The 19,910-nt window shown below is 63.5% G+C and carries 15 protein-coding genes and 1 other RNA gene; 3 read left to right on the top strand and 13 right to left on the bottom strand.

Annotation, left to right across the window (positions count from 1 at the left end):
- Window positions 1-14: 14 nt before the first annotated feature.
- The 8 genes from ftsW to rsmH all read right to left on the bottom strand — a co-directional run bounded on the left by ftsW (window position 15) and on the right by rsmH (window position 9,997).
- A complete protein-coding gene (gene ftsW / locus AC1RKJ_RS19305; protein WP_492792521.1) occupies window positions 15-1,166 on the bottom strand; it encodes a putative lipid II flippase FtsW in 1,152 nt (383 codons plus the stop codon).
- 182 nt (window positions 1,167-1,348) lie between these two features.
- Complete coding sequence (gene murD, locus AC1RKJ_RS19300) at window positions 1,349-2,752, bottom strand: UDP-N-acetylmuramoyl-L-alanine--D-glutamate ligase (RefSeq protein WP_492792520.1); 1,404 nt, start codon at window positions 2,750-2,752, stop codon at window positions 1,349-1,351.
- 4 nt (window positions 2,753-2,756) lie between these two features.
- The gene (gene mraY / locus AC1RKJ_RS19295; RefSeq protein WP_492792519.1) at window positions 2,757-3,842 is read right to left on the bottom strand and encodes a phospho-N-acetylmuramoyl-pentapeptide-transferase; all 1,086 of its coding nucleotides are present in this window, start codon (window positions 3,840-3,842) and stop codon (window positions 2,757-2,759) included.
- 10 nt (window positions 3,843-3,852) lie between these two features.
- Window positions 3,853-5,301, bottom strand: a complete 1,449-nt coding sequence (locus AC1RKJ_RS19290; protein WP_492792518.1) for a UDP-N-acetylmuramoylalanyl-D-glutamyl-2,6-diaminopimelate--D-alanyl-D-alanine ligase — start codon at window positions 5,299-5,301, stop codon at window positions 3,853-3,855.
- Entirely contained in the window at window positions 5,298-6,746 is a 1,449-nt protein-coding gene (locus AC1RKJ_RS19285; RefSeq protein WP_492792517.1) for a UDP-N-acetylmuramoyl-L-alanyl-D-glutamate--2,6-diaminopimelate ligase, read from the bottom strand. Before AC1RKJ_RS19285 ends, AC1RKJ_RS19290 begins: the two co-directional genes overlap by 4 nt.
- 92 nt (window positions 6,747-6,838) lie before the next feature.
- Complete coding sequence (locus AC1RKJ_RS19280) at window positions 6,839-8,587, bottom strand: peptidoglycan D,D-transpeptidase FtsI family protein (RefSeq protein ID WP_492792516.1); 1,749 nt, start codon at window positions 8,585-8,587, stop codon at window positions 6,839-6,841.
- The gene (gene ftsL, locus AC1RKJ_RS19275) at window positions 8,584-8,994 is read right to left on the bottom strand and encodes a cell division protein FtsL (protein ID WP_492792515.1); all 411 of its coding nucleotides are present in this window, start codon (window positions 8,992-8,994) and stop codon (window positions 8,584-8,586) included. Before ftsL ends, AC1RKJ_RS19280 begins: the two co-directional genes overlap by 4 nt.
- Before the next feature lies 1 nt (window position 8,995).
- Window positions 8,996-9,997 (bottom strand): 16S rRNA (cytosine(1402)-N(4))-methyltransferase RsmH, encoded by a 1,002-nt coding sequence (rsmH, locus tag AC1RKJ_RS19270; RefSeq protein WP_492792514.1) that lies wholly within the window; start codon window positions 9,995-9,997, stop codon window positions 8,996-8,998.
- 541 nt (window positions 9,998-10,538) lie between these two features.
- Between rsmH and AC1RKJ_RS19265 the strand changes: the two genes are divergently transcribed.
- The 3 genes from AC1RKJ_RS19265 (at window position 10,539) to AC1RKJ_RS19255 (ending at window position 13,178) form a co-directional block, all read left to right on the top strand.
- Complete coding sequence (locus AC1RKJ_RS19265; protein ID WP_492792513.1) at window positions 10,539-11,315, top strand: N-acetylmuramoyl-L-alanine amidase; 777 nt, start codon at window positions 10,539-10,541, stop codon at window positions 11,313-11,315.
- Window positions 11,316-11,347: 32 nt separating this feature from the next.
- Window positions 11,348-11,776, top strand: an RNA gene (gene rnpB, locus AC1RKJ_RS19260) — RNase P RNA component class A.
- Between the two features lie 193 nt (window positions 11,777-11,969).
- The gene (locus AC1RKJ_RS19255) at window positions 11,970-13,178 is read left to right on the top strand and encodes a diguanylate cyclase domain-containing protein (protein WP_492792512.1); all 1,209 of its coding nucleotides are present in this window, start codon (window positions 11,970-11,972) and stop codon (window positions 13,176-13,178) included.
- A 24-nt stretch (window positions 13,179-13,202) separates the two neighbouring features.
- Here AC1RKJ_RS19255 and AC1RKJ_RS19250 read toward each other — a convergent pair whose 3' ends face one another.
- The 5 genes from AC1RKJ_RS19250 to AC1RKJ_RS19230 all read right to left on the bottom strand — a co-directional run bounded on the left by AC1RKJ_RS19250 (window position 13,203) and on the right by AC1RKJ_RS19230 (window position 19,887).
- On the bottom strand, window positions 13,203-15,008 hold the full coding sequence (locus tag AC1RKJ_RS19250; protein WP_492792511.1) for an ABC transporter ATP-binding protein: 1,806 nt from the start codon (window positions 15,006-15,008) through the stop codon (window positions 13,203-13,205).
- 443 nt (window positions 15,009-15,451) lie between these two features.
- Complete coding sequence (locus tag AC1RKJ_RS19245) at window positions 15,452-15,814, bottom strand: Zn-ribbon domain-containing OB-fold protein (protein WP_492792510.1); 363 nt, start codon at window positions 15,812-15,814, stop codon at window positions 15,452-15,454.
- Entirely contained in the window at window positions 15,811-16,947 is a 1,137-nt protein-coding gene (locus tag AC1RKJ_RS19240; RefSeq protein WP_492792509.1) for a thiolase family protein, read from the bottom strand. Before AC1RKJ_RS19240 ends, AC1RKJ_RS19245 begins: the two co-directional genes overlap by 4 nt.
- Before the next feature lie 54 nt (window positions 16,948-17,001).
- Complete coding sequence (locus AC1RKJ_RS19235; protein WP_492792508.1) at window positions 17,002-18,591, bottom strand: DHA2 family efflux MFS transporter permease subunit; 1,590 nt, start codon at window positions 18,589-18,591, stop codon at window positions 17,002-17,004.
- Window positions 18,592-18,633: 42 nt separating this feature from the next.
- Entirely contained in the window at window positions 18,634-19,887 is a 1,254-nt protein-coding gene (locus AC1RKJ_RS19230; RefSeq protein ID WP_492792507.1) for an HlyD family secretion protein, read from the bottom strand.
- Window positions 19,888-19,910: the final 23 nt, after the last annotated feature.

The raw sequence follows: 19,910 nt of genomic DNA, 5'->3' as shown, positions 1-19,910 counted from the left end.
GGAATACTCGCGTGTCACGCGAAGCTATGCGCGGCGTTGGCCGCGCCGATCGATTCCATTTCGACACGTGGACGCTGCCGCGTCAGGGCCAGCAACATGCCGACGCCGTAAGCCAGCGAGATCATCGACGAACCGCCGTAGGAAATGAACGGCAGCGTCATGCCTTTGGCGGGCATCAGGTGCAGGTTCACCGCCATATTGATCGAGGCCTGGATGCCGAACATGATCGCGAGACCGGCGGCGGCGAAGCGCGCGAACAAATCTTCACTCTGATACGCCCGCGCCAGCGCGCGGATCACAATGAAGGCAAACAGCGCCAGCAGCGCTAGGCACAGGATGATTCCGAATTCCTCGGCGGCGACCGCGAACACGAAGTCGGTATGACTGTCGGGGAGAATGCGCTTCACCGTGCCCTCGCCCGGCCCCTGCCCGAACCAGCCGCCATGGGTGAACGATTCCATCGCCATGTCGACCTGAAACGTGTCGCCCGACGACGGATCCATGAAGCGCTTGATGCGGCCTGCAACGTGCGGCACCAGCATATAGGCGCCAAACAATCCGACCGCGCCCGCCCCCATCAGGCCGAACACCCAGATCATCCGCATTCCGGCGATGAAGAACAGCGTGCCCCACACCATCAGCACCAGCATGGTCTGACCGAAGTCCGGCTCGAGCACCAGCAGTGTCACCGTCATCAGCAACATGCCGAGCGCCATCGACGTCGCCGGCATCTCGGGACGCTTGGCGGATTCCGCGAACAGCCACGCCACCAGCACCACGAAAGCGGGCTTGAGGGATTCCGAGGCCTGAATGTTGAGGCCGAGAATGGTGATCCAGCGTTTCGAGCCTTTCACCTCAGGACCGAACAACAGCGTCGCCACCACCAGCACGATGCTGACGGCGAACACGATCAACGCGGTGCGCCGCACCTGCCGCGGCGACAGGAACGACACCGCGACCATCACGAGCATCGATGGAACAAGGAACAGCACGTGCCGGTTGAAGAAATGAAACGGATCGAGGCCGATGCGCGCCGCGACCGGCGGGCTCGCCGCCAGCGATAGGATCACGCCGCCAAGCATCAGCGTCATGAATGCGGCCAGCAGCAGCCGATCCACGGTCCACCACCATTCGCTGAAAGGTGTGCGTTGCTCGCGGGAGATCATGTGCGTGTCCTGCGCAAAAGATTAACGGGTTATTACTCGCCCATCGTGGTTTCCGAAGGGTTAAAGATGGACGGATACGAGAAAAAATCTCGTCAAAGTGTCGGGATATTCGAATTCGAATGTACCAGCGCCGCGAACAAGGCGCTCTCCCTCTCCCCGTAAACGGAGAGAGGTAAGGGAGCTCATGCCGGCTTCAAACCGCCAGGCAGGGCGGTGGCGAGTTCGCGGAAGCGGTCGCCGCGCTTCTCGAAATTCGGGAACTGATCGAACGACGCGCAGGCCGGAGACAGCAATACCACCGGCTCCGCAAGCCCCGACGCCTCGGCGTCGTGTGCGGCGTGCGGAACTGCCTCCTCCAGCGTCCCGCTGATTTCATGCGGAACGTCGCCAAGGGTGGCTGCGAATTCCGCCGCCGCCTCGCCGATCAGATAGGCCTTGCGGATGCGCGGGAAGAATTCGCGCAGGGATTCGATGCCACCGGTCTTCGGCTTGCCGCCCGCGATCCAGAAAATATCTTTGAGCGACGACAGCGCGTGCCCTGCCGCGTCCGCGTTGGTCCCTTTGGAGTCGTTGATGAACAGCACGCGGCCGTTGCGCCCGAGCTGTTCCATGCGATGCGCGAGGCCGGGAAAACTTCGCAGGCCTCGTTGCAGGACGTCGATGCCGACGCAAAGCGCAAGCGCGGCTGCCGATGCACAGGCGGCGTTCTGCGCGTTGTGCAGTCCGCGCAGCGAACCGATGTTGTCGAGAGAAACGATTTCTTCGCGTGCGCCGCCTTCCGCGCGAATGACGATGCCGTCATCCACGTCGAAATAAAATCCGCTCGCAACCGGATGCTGAACCGAGACACGCGCAACGCTTTTCCCGGCCTGCTCGATGCGGTCGGCGATTGCCGCGCAAAAGTGATCGTCCACGCCGACGATGGCGGCACCGCCGCGCTGGACGTTCGCGACAAGCCGCTCCTTCACCGCCGCGTAGTGCTCGATGCTGCCGTGACGGTCGATGTGATCTTCGGTGACGTTCAGTAGAATGCCGACGCTGGGATTGAGCGACGGCGTGAGATCGATCTGGTACGACGACATCTCGATCACATGGACGCGGCCCGTGCGCGGCGGTTCCAGCGACAGGATCGCGGTGCCGATATTGCCGCCCATCTGGGTATCGTAGCCCGCCTCGCGCATCAGATGCGCGACCAGCGCCGTGGTCGTGGATTTTCCGTTGGTGCCGGTGATGGCGACGAACGGCGCATCCGGCGCGTGACGCGCGCGCTCGCGGCAGAACAATTCGATGTCGCCGATCACCTCGACGCCGGCGTCCTTCGCCGCCAGCACGGTCCAGTGCGGTGTGGGATGCGTCAGCGGCACGCCCGGCGTCAGCACAAGCGCCGCGAAATTTTCCCACGAGACTTTACGCAAATCCGCCGTGATGAACCCGGCCCTCGCCGCTTCCGCGAGTTTCGCGGGCGTGTCGTCGCTCGCGATCACCTCCGCGCCGCCGGCCTTCAGTGCATGACAGCTTGCCAGCCCCGACCCACCGAGGCCGAACACAGCAACGGTCTTGCCCGCGAACGAGGTGACGGGAGTCACGCGCTCACCGCAGCTTCAGCGTCGAGAGACCGGCGAGCGCCAGCATCACCGAGACGATCCAGAACCGGATCACGATCTGCGGCTCGGTCCAGCCCTTCTGCTCGTAGTGATGATGGATCGGCGCCATCCGAAAGAAACGCTTGCCGGTGAGCTTGAACGACGCGACCTGCACGATGACGGAGAGCGCCTCGACCACGAACAGGCCGCCGATCACCGCCAGCACGATCTCATGCTTGGTGGCGACGGCAATCGCGCCAAGCATACCGCCGAGCGCGAGCGAGCCGGTGTCGCCCATGAAGATCGAGGCCGGCGGCGCGTTGAACCAGAGAAATCCCAGTCCCGCGCCGAGCACCGCGCCGCACAGCACCGCGAGTTCGCCGGTGCCGGGCACGTAACGGATCTGGAGATATTCGGCGAACACCGCGTTGCCGACGAGATAGGCGATCATGCCGAAGCTCGCCGCGGCGATCATCACCGGCACGATAGCGAGCCCGTCGAGACCGTCGGTGAGATTCACCGCATTGCCCGCGCCGACAATGATGAACATGCCGAACATCAGGTAGAACCAGCCGATGTTCAGCGTGAATTCCTTGATGAATGGAATCGACACCGCTGTGACCGAGGCGTCGCGCCCGAACCAGACAATGCAGGCACAGGCCGTCAGCGCGATCAGTCCTTCGACCGCGAGGCGCGAGCGTCCCGAGAAACCCTTGTCGGTCTGCTTGGAAACTTTCAGATAGTCGTCATAGAAGCCGACAAGGCCAAAGCCGATGGTGACGGCGAGAACGATCCAGACATAGGCGTTGCGCAGGTTGGCCCAAAGCAGTGTCGCAACGATCAGGCCCGACAGGATCATCAGGCCGCCCATGGTCGGCGTGCCCTTCTTGGTCACCAGATGCGTCGGCGGGCCATCGGCACGGATCGGCTGGCCCTTGCCCTGCGCCAGGCGAAGCTGATCGATGATCCAGGGTCCGAACATGAACACGACCAGCGCGCTGGTCACCATCGCGCCGCCGGTGCGAAACGTGATGTAGCGGAATACATTGATGCCGGGAATCGTGCCGGCGAATTCGGTGAGCCAATAAAACATTCCAACCGCCTTATGTGCCGGCCTGGGCGACAATGTCGTCGTGCTCGGCCTTCTCCGGAAAACGCTTTTGCAACGCGGCTACAATCAATTTCATACGCGAGCCGAGCGATCCCTTGACCATGATCGCATCGCCGGCGCCGACCGCAGCGACGACCTGCGGCTCAAGCGCCGCCGAATTATCGGCATAGCCGCCCTTCTTCTCGGAAGGAAGGGCTTCCCACAGATTGCGCATCAGCGGACCACAGCAAAATACCGAATCAATATTGTTGGCCTTGATCGCCTCATTGAGTCCGCGATGCAGGTCCGGACCGCCCGCGCCGAGTTCCAGCATGTCGCCGAGCACCGCGATGCGACGACCGCGCGGGCCGACGCCGGCCTGACCGAGGACCGTGATCGCAGCCGCCATCGAGGCCGGATTGGCATTGTAGCTTTCATCGATCAGCGTCGCCGTGCCGTCCGTGAGGGGCAGAACCTCGCGTACGCCCCGCCCCGTTGCCGGTTTGAGCTGCGCCAGCGCAAGCGCCGAGAGCGCGAGGTCCGCGCCCGCGAGCGAGGCTGCTGCCAGCACCGCCAGCGAATTCATCACCATGTGACGGCCCGGCATGGCGATCTTGTAGGTGATGTCGTGTCCGAGAATATCCGCGCGCACGGCGGAACAGGTCGGTTGCAGCGAGACATCGATCAGCCGCGCATCGGCTTTTTCGTCACTGCCGAACGAAACAATGCGCGAGACCTTGGCTTTTTTGGCAGCCTTGCTCAGGCGCGCGAATTGCGGATTGTCGCGGTTGAGCACCGCAGCGCCGCCGGGCTCAAGTCCTGCGAAGATTTCCGCCTTGGCATCGGCAATGGCTTCGATGCCGGAGAAAAACTCCAGATGCACCGGCTCGACCGTGGTGATGATCGCCACATGCGGGCGCACCATCTTCACCAGCGGCTCGATCTCGCCAGCATGGTTCATGCCGATCTCGAAGATCGCGAATTGCGACGACGCGGGACACCGAGCCAGCGACAGCGGCACGCCCCAGTGATTGTTGAACGAGGCGACCGACGCATGAGTCTCGCCCTGCGCGCCCAGCACCGCGCGCAATGCTTCCTTGGTCGAGGTCTTGCCGACCGATCCGGTGACGGCGATGACCTTGGCATTGAGACGCACCCGCGACGCGCGCGCCAGATCGACGAGGCCCGCCAGCACGTCATCGACAATCAGCAGCCGTGCATCGGCGGCGAACGTGCCGGCGTGAGCTTTGTCAACGACCGCCAGCGCCGCGCCGTTGGCCAGCGCCGCTTCGACGAAGTCATGCCCGTCGTGAACGTCCCCCTTGATCGCGAAGTAAGCCTCGCCCGGCGTCAGCGTGCGGCTGTCGATGGAAATTCCGGTAACGTCACCGGGCATCACGCCGCGCCCTGAGGCACGCATGGCCTCTGCCATCCCCGCACTCGTCCACAATGCAGTGCTCATGCGGCGTACTCCGCCAATGCCGCCGCAGCAGCCTCGTGATCGCTGAACGGCAACACCTTATCTCCGACGATCTGTCCGGTCTCGTGGCCCTTGCCCGCGATTAGCAATGCATCGCCGGTCTGCAAACCCGCAACGGCAGCGCGGATCGCCTCGGCGCGGTCGCCAATATCCTGCGCACCTTTCGCCGCGGCCATGATGGCGGCGCGGATCGATGCCGGATTTTCGGACCGCGGATTGTCGTCGGTGACAATGACCGTGTCGGCGTTCCCGGCGGCAATCGCGCCCATCAAGGGGCGCTTGCCCGCATCGCGGTCGCCACCCGCACCGAACACGACAACGAGTTTGCGTTTGGTGTAAGGCCGCAGCGCTTCCAGCGCTTTCGCGAGCGCATCGGGCTTGTGTGCATAGTCCACGAACACCGGCGCGCCGTTGCGCTCACCGACCATTTCGAGGCGGCCCGGCGCCCCTTCGAGTTTTTCCAGTGACGCGAATGTCCGCGCTGCGTCGCCACCGGTAGCGACCACGAGTCCCGCCGCCGCGAGCGCATTTTCGATCTGGAATTCGCCGACCAGCGGCAGCCGCACCTGATGGCGTTTGCCGTCATGTTCGAGCGTCAGCTTCTGCGAAAATCCATCCACCGCCGCATCGACGAGTTTGATTCCCTCGCCGTTGCGGCCCACGGTGACGATCCGCAGTTTGCGCTGCCGCGCAGCATCGATCACCGCTTGCGAATGTTCATGATCAGCGGAAATCACCGCCGCGCCGCCGTCGACGATGAGATCGGTAAACAGCCGCAGCTTGGCCGCGAGATAATGTTCGACGGTCGGATGATAATCCATGTGGTCACGCGACAGATTTGTGAACGCGCCGGCGCTGACGCGCACGCCGTCGAGGCGATGCTGGTCGAGGCCGTGCGACGACGCTTCGAGCGCCAGATGCGTGACGCCCTCGCCCGCGAGATCGTCAAGCGAACGATGCAGCGCGATCGGATCCGGCGTGGTCAGCGAGCCGTAGACCGTGCGCTTCGGCGACACGAGACCAATAGTGCCGATGCTCGCCGACGCGAATCCTAGGCGCTGCCAGATCTGCCGCGTGAACACCGCAACCGACGTCTTGCCGCTGGTGCCGGTGACGGCTGCGATGGTGGCAGGCTGGCGCGCGTAAAACTTTGCGGCGGCCAGTGCCAGCGCGCGGCGCGGGTTCGATACGGCGATGAACGGAACGCGGCGGTCACCCTCGGGAATCCGGTCGCTCACAATGGCGGCCGCACCCGACGCAATCGCCTGATCGATGAACCGCGCGCCATTAGTTTTGACGCCGGCCAGCGCGAAGAAAACGTCGCCGGGCTTCACCGCGCGGCTGTCCACGGCGAGACCCGCGATCGCAACATCGGCATGTTGCACGTCCACGACGGCATCCCCGCTGAAAAGGTCGCGTAATTTCATCTCACCCCAGCAGATAGGTCCTGCGCGTCCTCTGACCGCAAACCGGTGCCCACTTTGCGGAATACGCCCACGCGATCCCGTGAATCGTGCGGTTACCGGCTTTCCTTCGATGCCGCAAGAATAAGGCGCTCGGACGGCGGCAAATCGAACCGCGGCGTCATTCCAAGCAGCGGAGCGATCCGCTCGATGACCTTGCCGCCGGTCGGCACCGTGTTCCAGCCGGAGGTAATAAAGCCATGGGTTTCCGGCAGTCCCTGCGGTTCGTCCAGCATAATCAGGAGCTGATACTGCGGGTTGTCCGCAGGCATGATCGCCGTGAAAGAGTTCAGCACCTGCTTTTTGGAATACCGCCCGTTGACGACCTTTTCCGAGGTGCCTGTCTTGCCGCCGACATAGTAACCTTTGACGTCGGCCTTGCGCGCCGTACCCTTCTCCGCGTTCAGCCGCATCAGGTACCGCATGCTGTTGCTGGTCTCGGTTTTCACGACCCGCTTGGCGAGTTGCATGGCGTCGTCGCGGGAGCGCTTCAGGAACGTCGGCGGAATGAGATAGCCGCCGTTGACCAGCGCGTTGATGCCCATCACCGCCTGCAACGGCGCGACCGCCATGCCATGGCCGAACGCGATGGTGATTGTATTCAGTTCGCCCCAGCGCTTCGGCACGATCGGCTCGGCGCTTTCCGGAAGCTCGGTGCGCAACCGCGTGAGCTGTCCGAGCTTGCGCAGGAATGCCTTGTGCGCCTCGACGCCCATCGACAGAGCGACGCGCGCGGCGCCGACGTTGGAGGACTCGGTAAACACTTCCCACATCGGCACGGAGCGGCCAAGGTTGTGCGTGTCGTGAATTTTGAACTTGCCGTACACCAGCGGCGCGCGCGCATCGTACAGCGTGTTGACCGTGGCGCGCCCGGAATCCAGCGCCATCGCCAGCGTCAGCGACTTGAACGTCGATCCCATTTCATAGACGCCGGTGGTCAGGCGGTTGATACGGGTCGGATCGTTGGCCTCGCGCGGATTGTTCGGATCGTAATCGGGCACCGAGACCATCGCGATGATTTCGCCGGTCTGCACGTTCGACACCAGACCCGCGGCGGCCTTGGCCTTGTATTTTGTTTTCGCCTTGAGCAATTCGTCGCGCAACGCGTGCTCGACCCGCAGATCGACGGCCAGTTCCACCGGCTTTTGCAGGCGGTCGGTGGCGAAGCCCGCGCGATGCAGATCGGCGAGACCGTTGCCGTCGAGCCACTTCTCGATTCCGGCGATGCCCTGGTTGTCGATGTTCACATGGCCGATCAGATGCGACACCACCGCACCGGCCGGATAGACCCGCTTGTTCTCGCGCAGGAAGCCGATGCCGGGCACGCCGAGACGATAGATTTCCTTCTGCTGCTGCGGCGTGATCTCGCGCTTCAGCCAGACAAAGCCCTTGCGCGACGACAGCCGGTCGCGCACTTCGCCGGCGTCGATGTCCGGCAGCGTCGCGGTGAGAAGCTCGATGGCCTCGTCCTTGTCGATGATGCGTCGCGGTTCGCCGAACAGCGACGGCGTCTTCACGTCGGTGGCGAGGATCGTGCCGTTGCGGTCCAGAATGTCGGGGCGCGCAGTGGCGATGGCGTCCTGCGACGCCGTGCGCCGCGCGCCATGGCCGTCGCCATTCACGGCGAACATGATAAGGCGGCCAGCGATGACGCTGAAGACCGCCGCGAATGCAATCATCGCAAGCCCGACGCGCGCGCGGGCCTTGGCGGCACGATCGACATTGCGCCCGTAAAGCAGCGTGCGGATCAGCCGCTGCCGCCAGGGTTCCGGGGGCCGTGCGGGTGTGAGGGCGTGATCGGTCATTGCGTGCCCTCCGGCGAAGGCACCGAGCCGGTGACGGAATCCGCGTCCTGCGGACCTTCGGCGAGCGCTTCCTGATCGACGCTTTCGATCATCGTGCCGATCGGATCGGGATCGCCCGGCTTGACGAAGCTCGGCGGGCGCGGCGGCAGGTTCTTCAGTGTGTCGTATTGCGTGGCTTCGATCGAGCGCAGCGACAGATGGCGCGCGGCCATTTCCTGCAGGCGCTTGGGCGTTTCCAGCTTGGCCCATTCCGCCTTGAACACGGCAATCGAATTGCGCTGCTCACGGATGTCGGCGCGCAGCTTTATCACGCGCTCGGTCCGTACGGTGGATTCCATTTTGATGCGGTAGACGTAGGACGCCGCGAACACCAGCGCGCAGATGACGAAGAGGTGGATGATGCGCATGTCAGCCTCCCCTCATCACGTCGACGAGTTGGGGCCAGTCGAAGGAAGCGGTCTCGGATTGCGCCGGCGCATCGGTGCGGGCCGCGGCGCGGAGTTTTGCAGAGCGCGCGCGCGGATTGTCCGCGACCTCGGCTTCGTCTGCGACGATGGGACGCTTGGTGAGAATCTCGAAGCTCGGCATCGCTTGCTTAACGTCGGGCAGATGCCGCGAGCCGCCGCCGCGCTTGCCGCGCTCATTCAGGAAATTCTTGACGATGCGATCCTCGAGCGAATGGAACGACACCACCGCCAGCCGTCCGCCGGGTTTCAGCATCTGCTCCGCGGCCACCAGCGCCGCATGAAGTTCGTCCAGTTCCTCGTTGACGAAGATGCGCAGCGCCTGGAAGGTGCGGGTTGCGGGATGAATCTCGTTCGGCTTGGAACGCACCACGCGCGACACGATGTCGGCGAGCGCGCGCGTCGTCGTGATCGGCGCTTCTTTCCGCGCGGCGACAATAGCGCGGGCGACGCCGCGGGAATGCCGCTCCTCGCCGAAGATATAGATGATGTTGGCCAAATCCGTTTCGGACGCCTTCGCGATCACATCGGCAGCGGTCGGGCCATCCTGACCCATTCGCATGTCGAGCGGGCCGTTGAGACGGAACGAGAAGCCACGCTCTGACTGATCGAGCTGCATCGAGGAAACGCCGACATCCATGACGACGCCATCGATCGCAGTCACGCCTTGCGCAGCGCAGACATCCGCGAGATTTGAGAAACGATCCTCGACCAGCGTCAGCCGGCCGTCGGAAGAGTCTACGAGATCAAAGCCGCCGGCGACGGCGGTGCGGTCACGGTCGATGCCGATCACGCGGGTTCCGGGAATTTTCAGGATCGCGCGGCTGTAGCCGCCCGCGCCGAATGTGGCGTCCACATAGATTCCGCCCTCGCGCGGCGCGAGCGCCTCGACCGCTTCGCGGCCGAGAACCGGGACATGGCGCACTGGTGCATCGTCGGGCGACATTTCAAAAGCCTGCCGGTGAAAAACGGCCGCGTGCCGGCCCGAATATCCGGGCCGATCCGCCAGATCCCGGCCGAACAGCCCCAGATTGGACCGTTCCGGGGCCCAGATCGACCTGAACAAAGAGGCGCTTGCGATGACTCGCCGCAAATTCGAGGTTCCGCATGGGATTTTCTGGCCAGCCATCGGACTTTTCGCGGGACTTTTTGCGCATCGACGAAACCGCAGCCACCCCTTTTTGGCGCGACTCTTCATCCTTCAGTAGCGACGGTTATCGTTAAGGAATCGTTGACGCCGAAGATCGACGTTTAATGGCGTCCTTTTGGCCTCGGGTCCGGCATCCGATCGAGCCCGGAATACTCTGGGGGTAAAATGGTTCATGGAACCCGCCCGGATTGCGCCCGGTGCACATCAGGGTTTCACTCCGATACCGCCCTTCTCTCGCCCCGTTTCGCGTCCCTGTAGGCTTTGAGGATCGTTTGAGTCTGCTGGATTTGATTCGAGGCGTCAGCGTCCCAACATTTCACCTGGGGGTACTGCTGACATGACAAGTTTCGTGCCGGATTCATCCGTCGTCTCGACCGTCACGCCGTCGCCGAACTACGGCGACCGCAAGGGTCTACTGTCGCCGAACATGATCGTCCTGCACTACACCGGCATGGCCGATGCCGCGAGCGCCATCGTGCGGCTGTGCACCGAGGGCACCGAAGTCTCCGCGCATTACGTCGTGCTCGAGGACGGCAACATCGTCCAGTTGGTGCGTGAGGCCGCGCGCGCGTGGCACGCAGGCGCAGCTTCCTGGAGCGGCGACACCGACATCAACTCCTGTTCGATCGGGGTCGAGATCGTCAATCGCGGTCACGACCTCGGCTACACCGATTTTCCGCTGCGCCAGACTGCGGCGGTGATCGCGCTGTGCAAGGGCATCATGATCCGCCGCGATATTCCGAAGCACCGCGTGCTGGGCCATTCGGATGTCGCGCCCGGACGCAAGAAAGATCCCGGCGAGAAATTTCCATGGCGCCTGCTGGCGGATTCCGGCGTCGGCCTGTGGGTCGAGCCCGCGCCGATCGTAAGCGGCACCCAGAAACTGCTCGGTGCATCCGGCGAGGACGTGCTCGACTTGCAGAAATCGCTGGCCAGCTTCGGCTACGGCGTGCCGCTGAACGGACAATACGACACCAACACCATGGACGTGGTCGCCGCCTTCCAGCGGCACTTCCGCCCCGAGCGGGTGGACGGCGTCGCCGATCAGTCGACGTTGACCACGTTGAGCGATCTGCTTGCACTGATGCCGGCGGAAACCCAGCTCACCTCTTGACCTCGCGCGCCCGTGCGCCCATCACTCGGATGTCAGTCGGCTGGACGGCCGCCCCGGCAAGGATCGAAAGGTCGCCGGGGAGGAAAGTCCGGGCTCCATCGACATACGGTGCCGGATAACGTCCGGCGGGGGGTGACCCCAGGGAAAGTGCCACAGAGAACGAACCGCCTCGCCCTCCGCAAGGAATGGCGCGGTAAGGGTGAAAAGGTGCGGTAAGAGCGCACCGCGTTTCTAGCAATAGAGACGGCATGGCAAACCACACCGGGAGCAAAACCGAATAGGGACGGCACAGCGGCGAGTTCGTCTTCGGACGATAACTCCGCGGGGCGATGTCAGGCCCGCTGTCCGGGTAGGTTGCTTGAGGCGCCGGGTAATCGGCGTCCCAGAGGAATGGCCGTCACGTCTGCGTGGTGCAAATCATGCAGGCCCTACAGAACCCGGCTTACAGGCTGGCTGATGCCTTATCGACGTGCGGTCCGCATGGGCCCACGAAGCTAACGAGGGGTCCGGCGGAACACGCCGGGCCCCTCACCATTTGGGCCGCAGCCGGTTCCAGACCGGTCAAGTTTGACCTTTCCGCAGACGCTTCATTTTACTCAGCCTCGATAGAAGAAGCGGTCAGCCTCGATAGCGAGGCTCGGGAACTTGCGAATCATGGCCATCTCATCGTTGCAGTTGCTGCGGCCTCATCGGCTTCCGGACGGCATCTACGTCGAGATCATCGCCGATCTCTTCAGTGCGACACCGTCGATCGTTGTCTTCCTGCTCAGCCAATGCGTGATCGGCGCGGCCATCTTTGCCGAGACCGGCGACTTCTACATCCTCGCGCTGACGCTGATCGCTGTCGTGATCTCACTCGAACGGATATGGATGATCCGCCGCTATCATCGCACCGACGGTGCGAAGCGGCTTTCGCGCAATTCGGCTGCGCTTTGGGAACGCCGGTTCGCGATCCGGAGTATTGCGACCGCCGTCGTTGTCAGCGCGATCGGCGTTCGCTGCTTCATGCTTCCCTTCCCGACTGTGCACATGCTCATCATCGGCGTTATTTCCACTTATGCGGCAGGCACAATCATGCGCGTGGCCTATCGTCCGCGTCTCGCTCTGCTGAATGTCCTGATCGTGGCCATTCCGCCAAGTATCGCCTGCATTCTTCATGGCGGCGTGATCTACATCTGCCTCGGCATCATCACGTTGATGTTTCTGTTCGGCGCGTTCGAGATTATCAAGCACGCCTATGCGACCGCCGTCAGCCAGCTGACCCTCAAGCGCAAGTTCGCAGGCCTCGCACAACAAGATGCGCTGACCGGTTTGTCCAACCGCCTCGGCCTCAATGATAATCTCGATACGGTGATGGCCGACGCGCAGCGCAACGGCTACGGCATCGCCGTCCACAGCCTCGATCTCGACCGCTTCAAGGCGGCCAATGACCTTTACGGCCATCCCATCGGCGATGCGATCCTGAAGGAGGTGGCGCAACGGCTGTCGCGCCTGACGCGGGCGAGCGATCTTCTGGTGCGGCTCGGCGGCGACGAGTTCGTGCTGGTGCAGACCGGTGTGGCGGCACGCGAACAGGCCACGGCACTGGCGGAACGTATCGTCGAGGACATCGGCTCCAACTACGACATCAAGGGCTACACCATCGAGATCGGCACCAGCGTCGGCATCGCATTGATGTCCGGCGACGAAACAACACCCGACGAACTGCTGGAGCGCGCCGACCACGCCCTTTATCAGGCCAAGCGGACGCGAAGCGGCTTTGCCGTTTACACCGTCGCGCCGCATCTCGTTCCGCCGTTAATTGACGGCGACGATTTTCAGGACACCAGCGCCGTCACCAGGAAAATGGTCAACCTGCGCTAGTCGAATATCGCCGCCGCCTTAGCTTTACTCAGCCGCCGACATGCGGTCGAGTTCGAACACCTGCCGCTCGAACAGCGCGCGGTAGATGCCGTCGGGACGCCGCGCCAGCGACGCATGCGTCCCCTCCTCCGCGATCCGGCCCCGGTCGAACACCAGAATCCGGTCGAGGCTGCGCACCGTCGATAGACGATGCGCGATCACGATCGCCGTGCGGCCCTGAATCAGGCGATCCATCGCCTCCTGAATCAAAGCCTCCGATTCCGAATCGAGGCTTGAGGTGGCCTCGTCCAGAATCAGGATCGGCGCGTCGGCGAGGAAGGCGCGCGCCAGCGCCACGCGCTGACGTTCGCCGCCCGACAGTTTCACGCCGCGTTCACCCACCAGCGTTTCGTAACGCTTCGGCAGCCGCATGATGAAGTCATGCGCGTTGGCAAGCCGCGCCGCTTCCTCGACCTCACGCATGGTCGCACCCGGCCGCGCATAGGCGATGTTCTCCGCCAACGAGCGGTGAAACAGCACCGGCTCCTGCTGCACGATGGCGATCTGGCTGCGCAGCGATTGCTGCGTCGCCTTCGCCGCGTCCTGACCGTCGATCAGGATGCGGCCGCCGGTCGCGTCGTACAACCGCTGCACCAGCTTGACGAACGTCGTCTTGCCCGAGCCCGACCGGCCGACCAGACCGACACGCTCGCCCGGCCTGATGTTGACCGTCAGCCGGTCATAGAGCGGCGTGTCGTGCCCGCGATAATGGAACGTCACATCGTCGAACACGATGCCGCCGCCGGTGACCTTCATCGGCCTGGCGTCGGGTGCATCGGCAATGCCGATGGCTTCATCGTGAATCGCGACCAGTTCCTCCATGTCGTTCACCGACCGCTGCAGATGGCTGATGTGCTGACCGATGTCGCCGAGATAGCCGTGAATGACGAAGTATGTCGTCACGACATAGGTGACATCGCCCGGCGAGGCGCGGCCGGCGATCCACAGTAGCAACACGCCGCCGATCACCGACGCGCTCATCAGCACCAGCACCGCGTGCTGCGCGGTGCCGACATAGGTGTAGCGCAGCCATGTCCGGCCCGCGCGGCGCCGCCACTTGCCGAGCACACCGGACACGCGGGCGTCCTCCCGCGTCTCCGCACCGAACGATTTCACCACGGCGTTGCACGTCAGCGAGTCGGCCAGCGTGCCGCCGACCTTGGTGTCGAGCGCATTCGACAATTGCGCCGCCGGCGCGATGTATTTGGTCGTCAGAGCGACCGTCATCGCGACATAGATCACCGTGATCAGCGCTATCACCGCACCGAGCACCGGCCAGTGCCATCCGACCAGAATCGTCGAACCGAGCAGCACCACCAGCGACGGCACCAGTGCCATCAGGATGGTGTCGTTCATCAGGTCGAGCGCCCACATGCCGCGCGTGATCTTGCGCACGGTCGACCCGGCGAAGCTGTTGGCGTGCCAGTCCGTGGAGAACCGCTGGATTCGCACGAAAGCGTTCTGCGCCACGTCCGACATGATGCGGAGCGTGAACGGCAGAATGGCTTTCAGTCCGACGAATCGAAACACCATCGCCGCAAAGCCGAGCGCCACGATCGCACTGAATGCGATCATGGCGGCGCGGTGTGCGGCGGCCTGGTCGGTCGCGGCCAACGCGACCGCGTCCACCAGCTTTCCTGCGAACAGCGGCATGAAGACATCTGCGGCCGCCGCGGCGATCAGGCCGCCGGCAACCACGGTCAAGCGCACCGGCTGATTGCGCCAGTGACGGAAGACGAACGGCAACACCGCGTTGATCGCGGGAGATTTCCGCTTACGAGAATGAGTCATGACTTGTTTCGGCTGCGCAGGCGCAAGCCGACTCCATGGAATGGACGACGCAGCGGCAACGCCGCGCGCAATCGTCGCGTGTAAAAAATCAGGTTGTGGAAGCTGGACGTCCGGGTTCGCGGAAAATCGAACCGGACAACCCCGGACGGGCCATCGGAAAACCGACGGCAGCCGGCAACCTTATGCGGAGGACCGCGAGGTTAACCGAGGGGGTATCCGGATGCCGAGGCGCGAACGCGCAGGACTCGCGGGGTCGCGATAAACGCAAACTTCAAATTCATGCGATCCTCCCGCGTTTGAGCAATGCGGACTCACGTTGCGTGTGCCGCTGATGATTTTTTGCGCAATAATTGCGGCAAATTTTGTACCGGGCAATGAAAATCCCGCAATGTGCGCGCGGCGACGCGCCGCACTTGCGGTGATCGCGGCAAATATCTGCGAAATCAAGCCTTCACGAAATACGGCGTGCTCAGACCGGCGAACGGCCTGAATTGCCCGACGGCATTGTCCCCGATTTTCAGATCATGATCGCCATGCGCCATCATGCGGAAGCCTTCCGCCATGTCGACCAGAAGGATCGCATACGGCACATGAGCCTTGGCCTCCGGCGTCGCCGCGCGCCGCACCAGCGACGCGGCATAGACCGTGCCCTTGCCGCCGGCCTGATGGGTTTGCGGTGAAGCATCGCCGCACGCGGGACAAAACGCGCGGCGGAAATACCAGAGGTGACGGCACGCGCCGCAGGACTGATACAGAATAGCGTCGGCGCCGTCGGTCCAGCCCTTGCGGTCTGTTGCGCCGTTCATCGCACCCGCTCCAGAAACATGCTGACGTGGGACGACATCACGCCGCCGTCGCCGTGCAGCAATGCGAGCGACGCATCACGCACCTGCCGCGCGCCCGCCCTGCCCGTCATCTGCAATTGCGTCTCGACCAGATGCGCCATCGCGCCCCCGCAGCCGCAATGGCCATAACTCAACAGCCCACCGTGGGTGTTCAGCGGCAGCGCACCGCCGATGCCGAAATCGCCGTTGCGCACCCGGGCGGCAGCCTCGCCCCTCGCGGCCAGACCAAGCTCTTCGATCAGGATCGCCAGCGTGATGGTGAAGCTGTCGTAGATGCCGGCGTATTTGATATGGCGTGGATCGACCCCCGCCTTCTCGCGCGCGCGTTCCATGGCAACTGCCGCACCCACGTCGGAGAGGCTGCGCGCCGCCGTGACGTGCTGATGCAGATGCGCCTGCCCGCAGCCCAGCACGCGGACTTGATGATCAGCGGTCGGCTCGCGGCTGACGATGAAGCCCGCGCCGCCGTCCGACACCGGACAGCAGTCGAGCAATTTCAGCGGCGACGATATTTCGCGCGACGCCATCACGTCCGCGACGGTGATCGGATCGCGGAACTGCGCGCCGGGATGCAGCATCGCGTGCTTGCGCATCAGCACCGCGAACTCCGCCATGTCCTCCTGCGTGAGCCCGTAGTCGTGCATGTAACGCGACGCGAGCAGCCCGTAATAGGCGGGAATGGTCGGGCCGAGCGGAACCTCGTAATCGGGATGCCCGACCTGCGCGAGCGTGCTCATCGCGGAATCGCGCGCCTGTCCGGTCAAACGGTTCTCGCCCGCAACCACGAGAATGGTTTTGGCGACACCCGCCTCCACCAGTTCATGCGCCAGCATCGCCATCGCGAGACCCGTCGCGCCACCGACCTGAATGGCGTGCGCATAGGATGGCTGCACGCCGAAATGCTCCGCGAACACGGTCGCCAGCATCAGATGCGGCATGGTGGTGGAATAGCCGGTCAACAGGCCGTCGATGTCACCGCGCTTGAGGCCAGCGTCCGACAGCGCACTCTCGGCCGCCATGCTCATCAGGTCGAGCGTCGAGCGGCCGTCATGCTTTCCGAACGCCGTCAGTCCGACGCCACTGATGAAACTCATAGGTGTCTCGCGTCATTGAAGAGCGACCGTGTTTGCCACGGCAGCGCTGGTTCTTCAATGCGCGTCGGGCGGCGGACCGGTCATGCTGGGCTTGTTAACGAAGAACACCAGCCCACTCAGCGCGAGATAAAAGCACGTCAGGATGAAAAACGCGTCGCCGAAGCTCATCACCACCGCCTGCCGGTGCACGATCAGCGAGAGCTGCTTCAGCGCCATCAGCGAGGCGTTGCCCGCGCCCTGGAATTTCTGCGTCAGCATGTTGAGCGTCTCAACCGCCAACGAGTTGCCCCATGTGACCCTGTCGTGAAGACGCGAGATGTGCAGGTCGGTGCGATGGTCGAGCACGGTGTTGATGACGGCAAGCCCGACCGCGCCGCCGAGGTTGCGCGTCAGGTTGAACAGTCCCGAGGCATTCTTGAGCCGCGCGGGCGCCAGCGTACCGAGCGCGATGTTATTGACCGGCACCATAGCCATCATGATGCCGACGCCGCGCAGGATCTGCGGTACCAGCAGTTCGTAGAAATCGTAATCCCGGGTGATCCCGGTCATCATCCATGAGGAGAGCGCGAAGATCATGAGACCCGCTGCGATCATGTAGCGCAGGTCGACCTTGGTCATCATTCGCCCGATGATCGGCGCACTGAGGAACATCGCAGCACCCGAGACGAACACGGTTTCGCCGATCATCAGCGCGCTGTAACCCCTCACCTCGGCAAGATAGCGCGGATAGACATAGGTCAGGCCGTAGAGGCCGATGCCGACGCAGAACGAGAACATGCAGCCGAGCGCGAAGTTGCGGTCGGTGAAGGCGCGGATGTCGACGATCGGCTCTTTCTGCGTCAGCGCGCGATAAAAGAAGATGACCGCGGAGACGACGCAAACGATCGCGAAAAAGAAAATCGACTCGTCCTGGAGCCAGTCATTGCGCGGGCCTTCCTCGAGCACGTATTCGAGTGAGCCGAGAAACCCGCCCATCGCGGCGAGGCCCCACCAGTCGAAATGCTCAAGCAACTTGAAATTCGGTTCGTCGAAATCCACCAGCGCCAGCACGCCGATGGTGATGCCGATACCGGGCACGATGTTGATGAAAAACAGCCAGTGCCATGACATCAGGTCGGTGATGTAGCCGCCCACCGTCGGGCCGATGGTGGGCGCAAGCGTCGCGACAAGGCCGATGATCGGGCCGACGATGTGAAACTTGCTGCGCGGAAACACCGTGTAGGCCGAGGCGAACACGGTCGGGATCATGCCCGCGCCGACGAAGCCCTGGATCGCCCGCCACAGGATCATCTGCTCGATGGTGGAGGTCAGACCGCACATGAAACTCGCCGCGGTGAAGCCAGCGGCGGAAATCGCAAACAGCAACCTCGTGCCGAGCGCGCGCGAGAGAAATCCCGACAGCGGAATCGCGATCACCTCGGCGATCAGATAGGAGGTCTGGACCCAGGCCACTTCGCTGGTGCTGGCCGATAGTCCAGCCTGAATTTCAGACAGCGATGCCGAGACGATCTGGATGTCCAGGATCGACATGAACATCCCGAACACCATGATGAGGAACGCGATCAGCCGGCGCGTGCTGATCGTCTCCGTCGCCGGTGCCGCCGGCGCTCCATCCACGGTCGGCGATGCGGTGTTGGACGCCATCACATTGTCCTTGAGGTCCGCGATGCGAGACCTCGCACGCGGTTATCTCGCGGCGATCGGATCGACGCCGTCGGGCGCGGGCTTTGTGTTCACCGTCGTGATCACCGACATGCCGGGCCGCAGCAGGTTTTCCCGCGCCACCGAGAACGGCACGCGAATGCGAACCGGCACGCGCTGAACCACCTTGGTGAAATTGCCGGTCGCGTTGTCGGGCGGCAGCAGCGTGAACACCGAGCCGGACGCCGGCGCGAGGCTGTCGACGATGCCCTTGATGGTGCGCCCCGACACAGCATCGACTGTGATCGAGACCGGCTGGCCGGGTTTCAAGCGGCCAAGCTGTGTTTCCTTGTAGTTGGCGTCGATATAAACGTCGTCGATCGGCACCACGTTGGCCAGCCGCTGACCGGGCTGCACGAAGTCGCCAACGTTGACGATGCGGTTTGAAAAAATGCCGTCCACCGGCGCGCGCACCAGCGTGAACGACAGATCGCGCACCGCCTTGGCAAGCGCCGCGCGCAACTCCTGCAACTGGCCCTCGGCTTCGGCCTGCTGCGCCTTGACGACGTCGACCTGAGCTTGAGCCGCGTCGAGCGCGGCCTTGGCGCCCTGCACCGAAGCCAGCGCCTGATCGCGGCCGGCCTGCGAGACGTCGAATGTCGCTTTCGAGGCAAATCCCTTGCTGCTCAAACTTTCCTGACGCGCGAAATCCGCCTCGGCGCGTTTGATCGCGGCTTCCGCCGACACAAGCTGCGACCTCGCCTGTTCAACCGCACTTTCCTGCGCGGTTGCCTGACGCGCGATCCGCGCGATGGTCGCTTCCTGGGTCGCGGCTTTCGCCTGTGCGCTTTCGACAGCGAGCCGATAGTCACCGTCGTCGATCTGCAAGACGACATTGCCGGCGCCGACGCGCGCATTGTCGCCGACCAGGACTTTCGAAACGTGTCCCGAGATTTTCGCGCCCATCGTGGTGTTGTTGGCGCGCACATAAGCATCGTCGGTGGTGACCATGTAGCGGCCGACGACCATGTAGTGATAACCGAAATAGATGCCGGCCAGCGCCGCGAGCGCGCCGACGCCGACCAGAACTTTTCTGCGAAACGCGGATTTCGGTTTCGACGTCTCGCCGTCCGCATCGGCCGATGGACCGGTCGCAGGCGCATCCGTTCCGGGTTCTTCTACCGTGCGCGCGCGCAATTCGGTTTCCACGACTGAGGCGGCACGCGATACGTCGGTCTCGGAGGCGTCAGGCTCCGGGTGAACAACCCTCGCAACCTGATCACGGGCAGGCACGGCCATCACGGCCTCCTTGAGAAAATGAC

The sequence above is a fragment of the Afipia sp. GW822-FHT04G07 genome (assembly GCF_058800765.1).
This window is presented reverse-complemented; position numbering and strand designations above follow the sequence as displayed.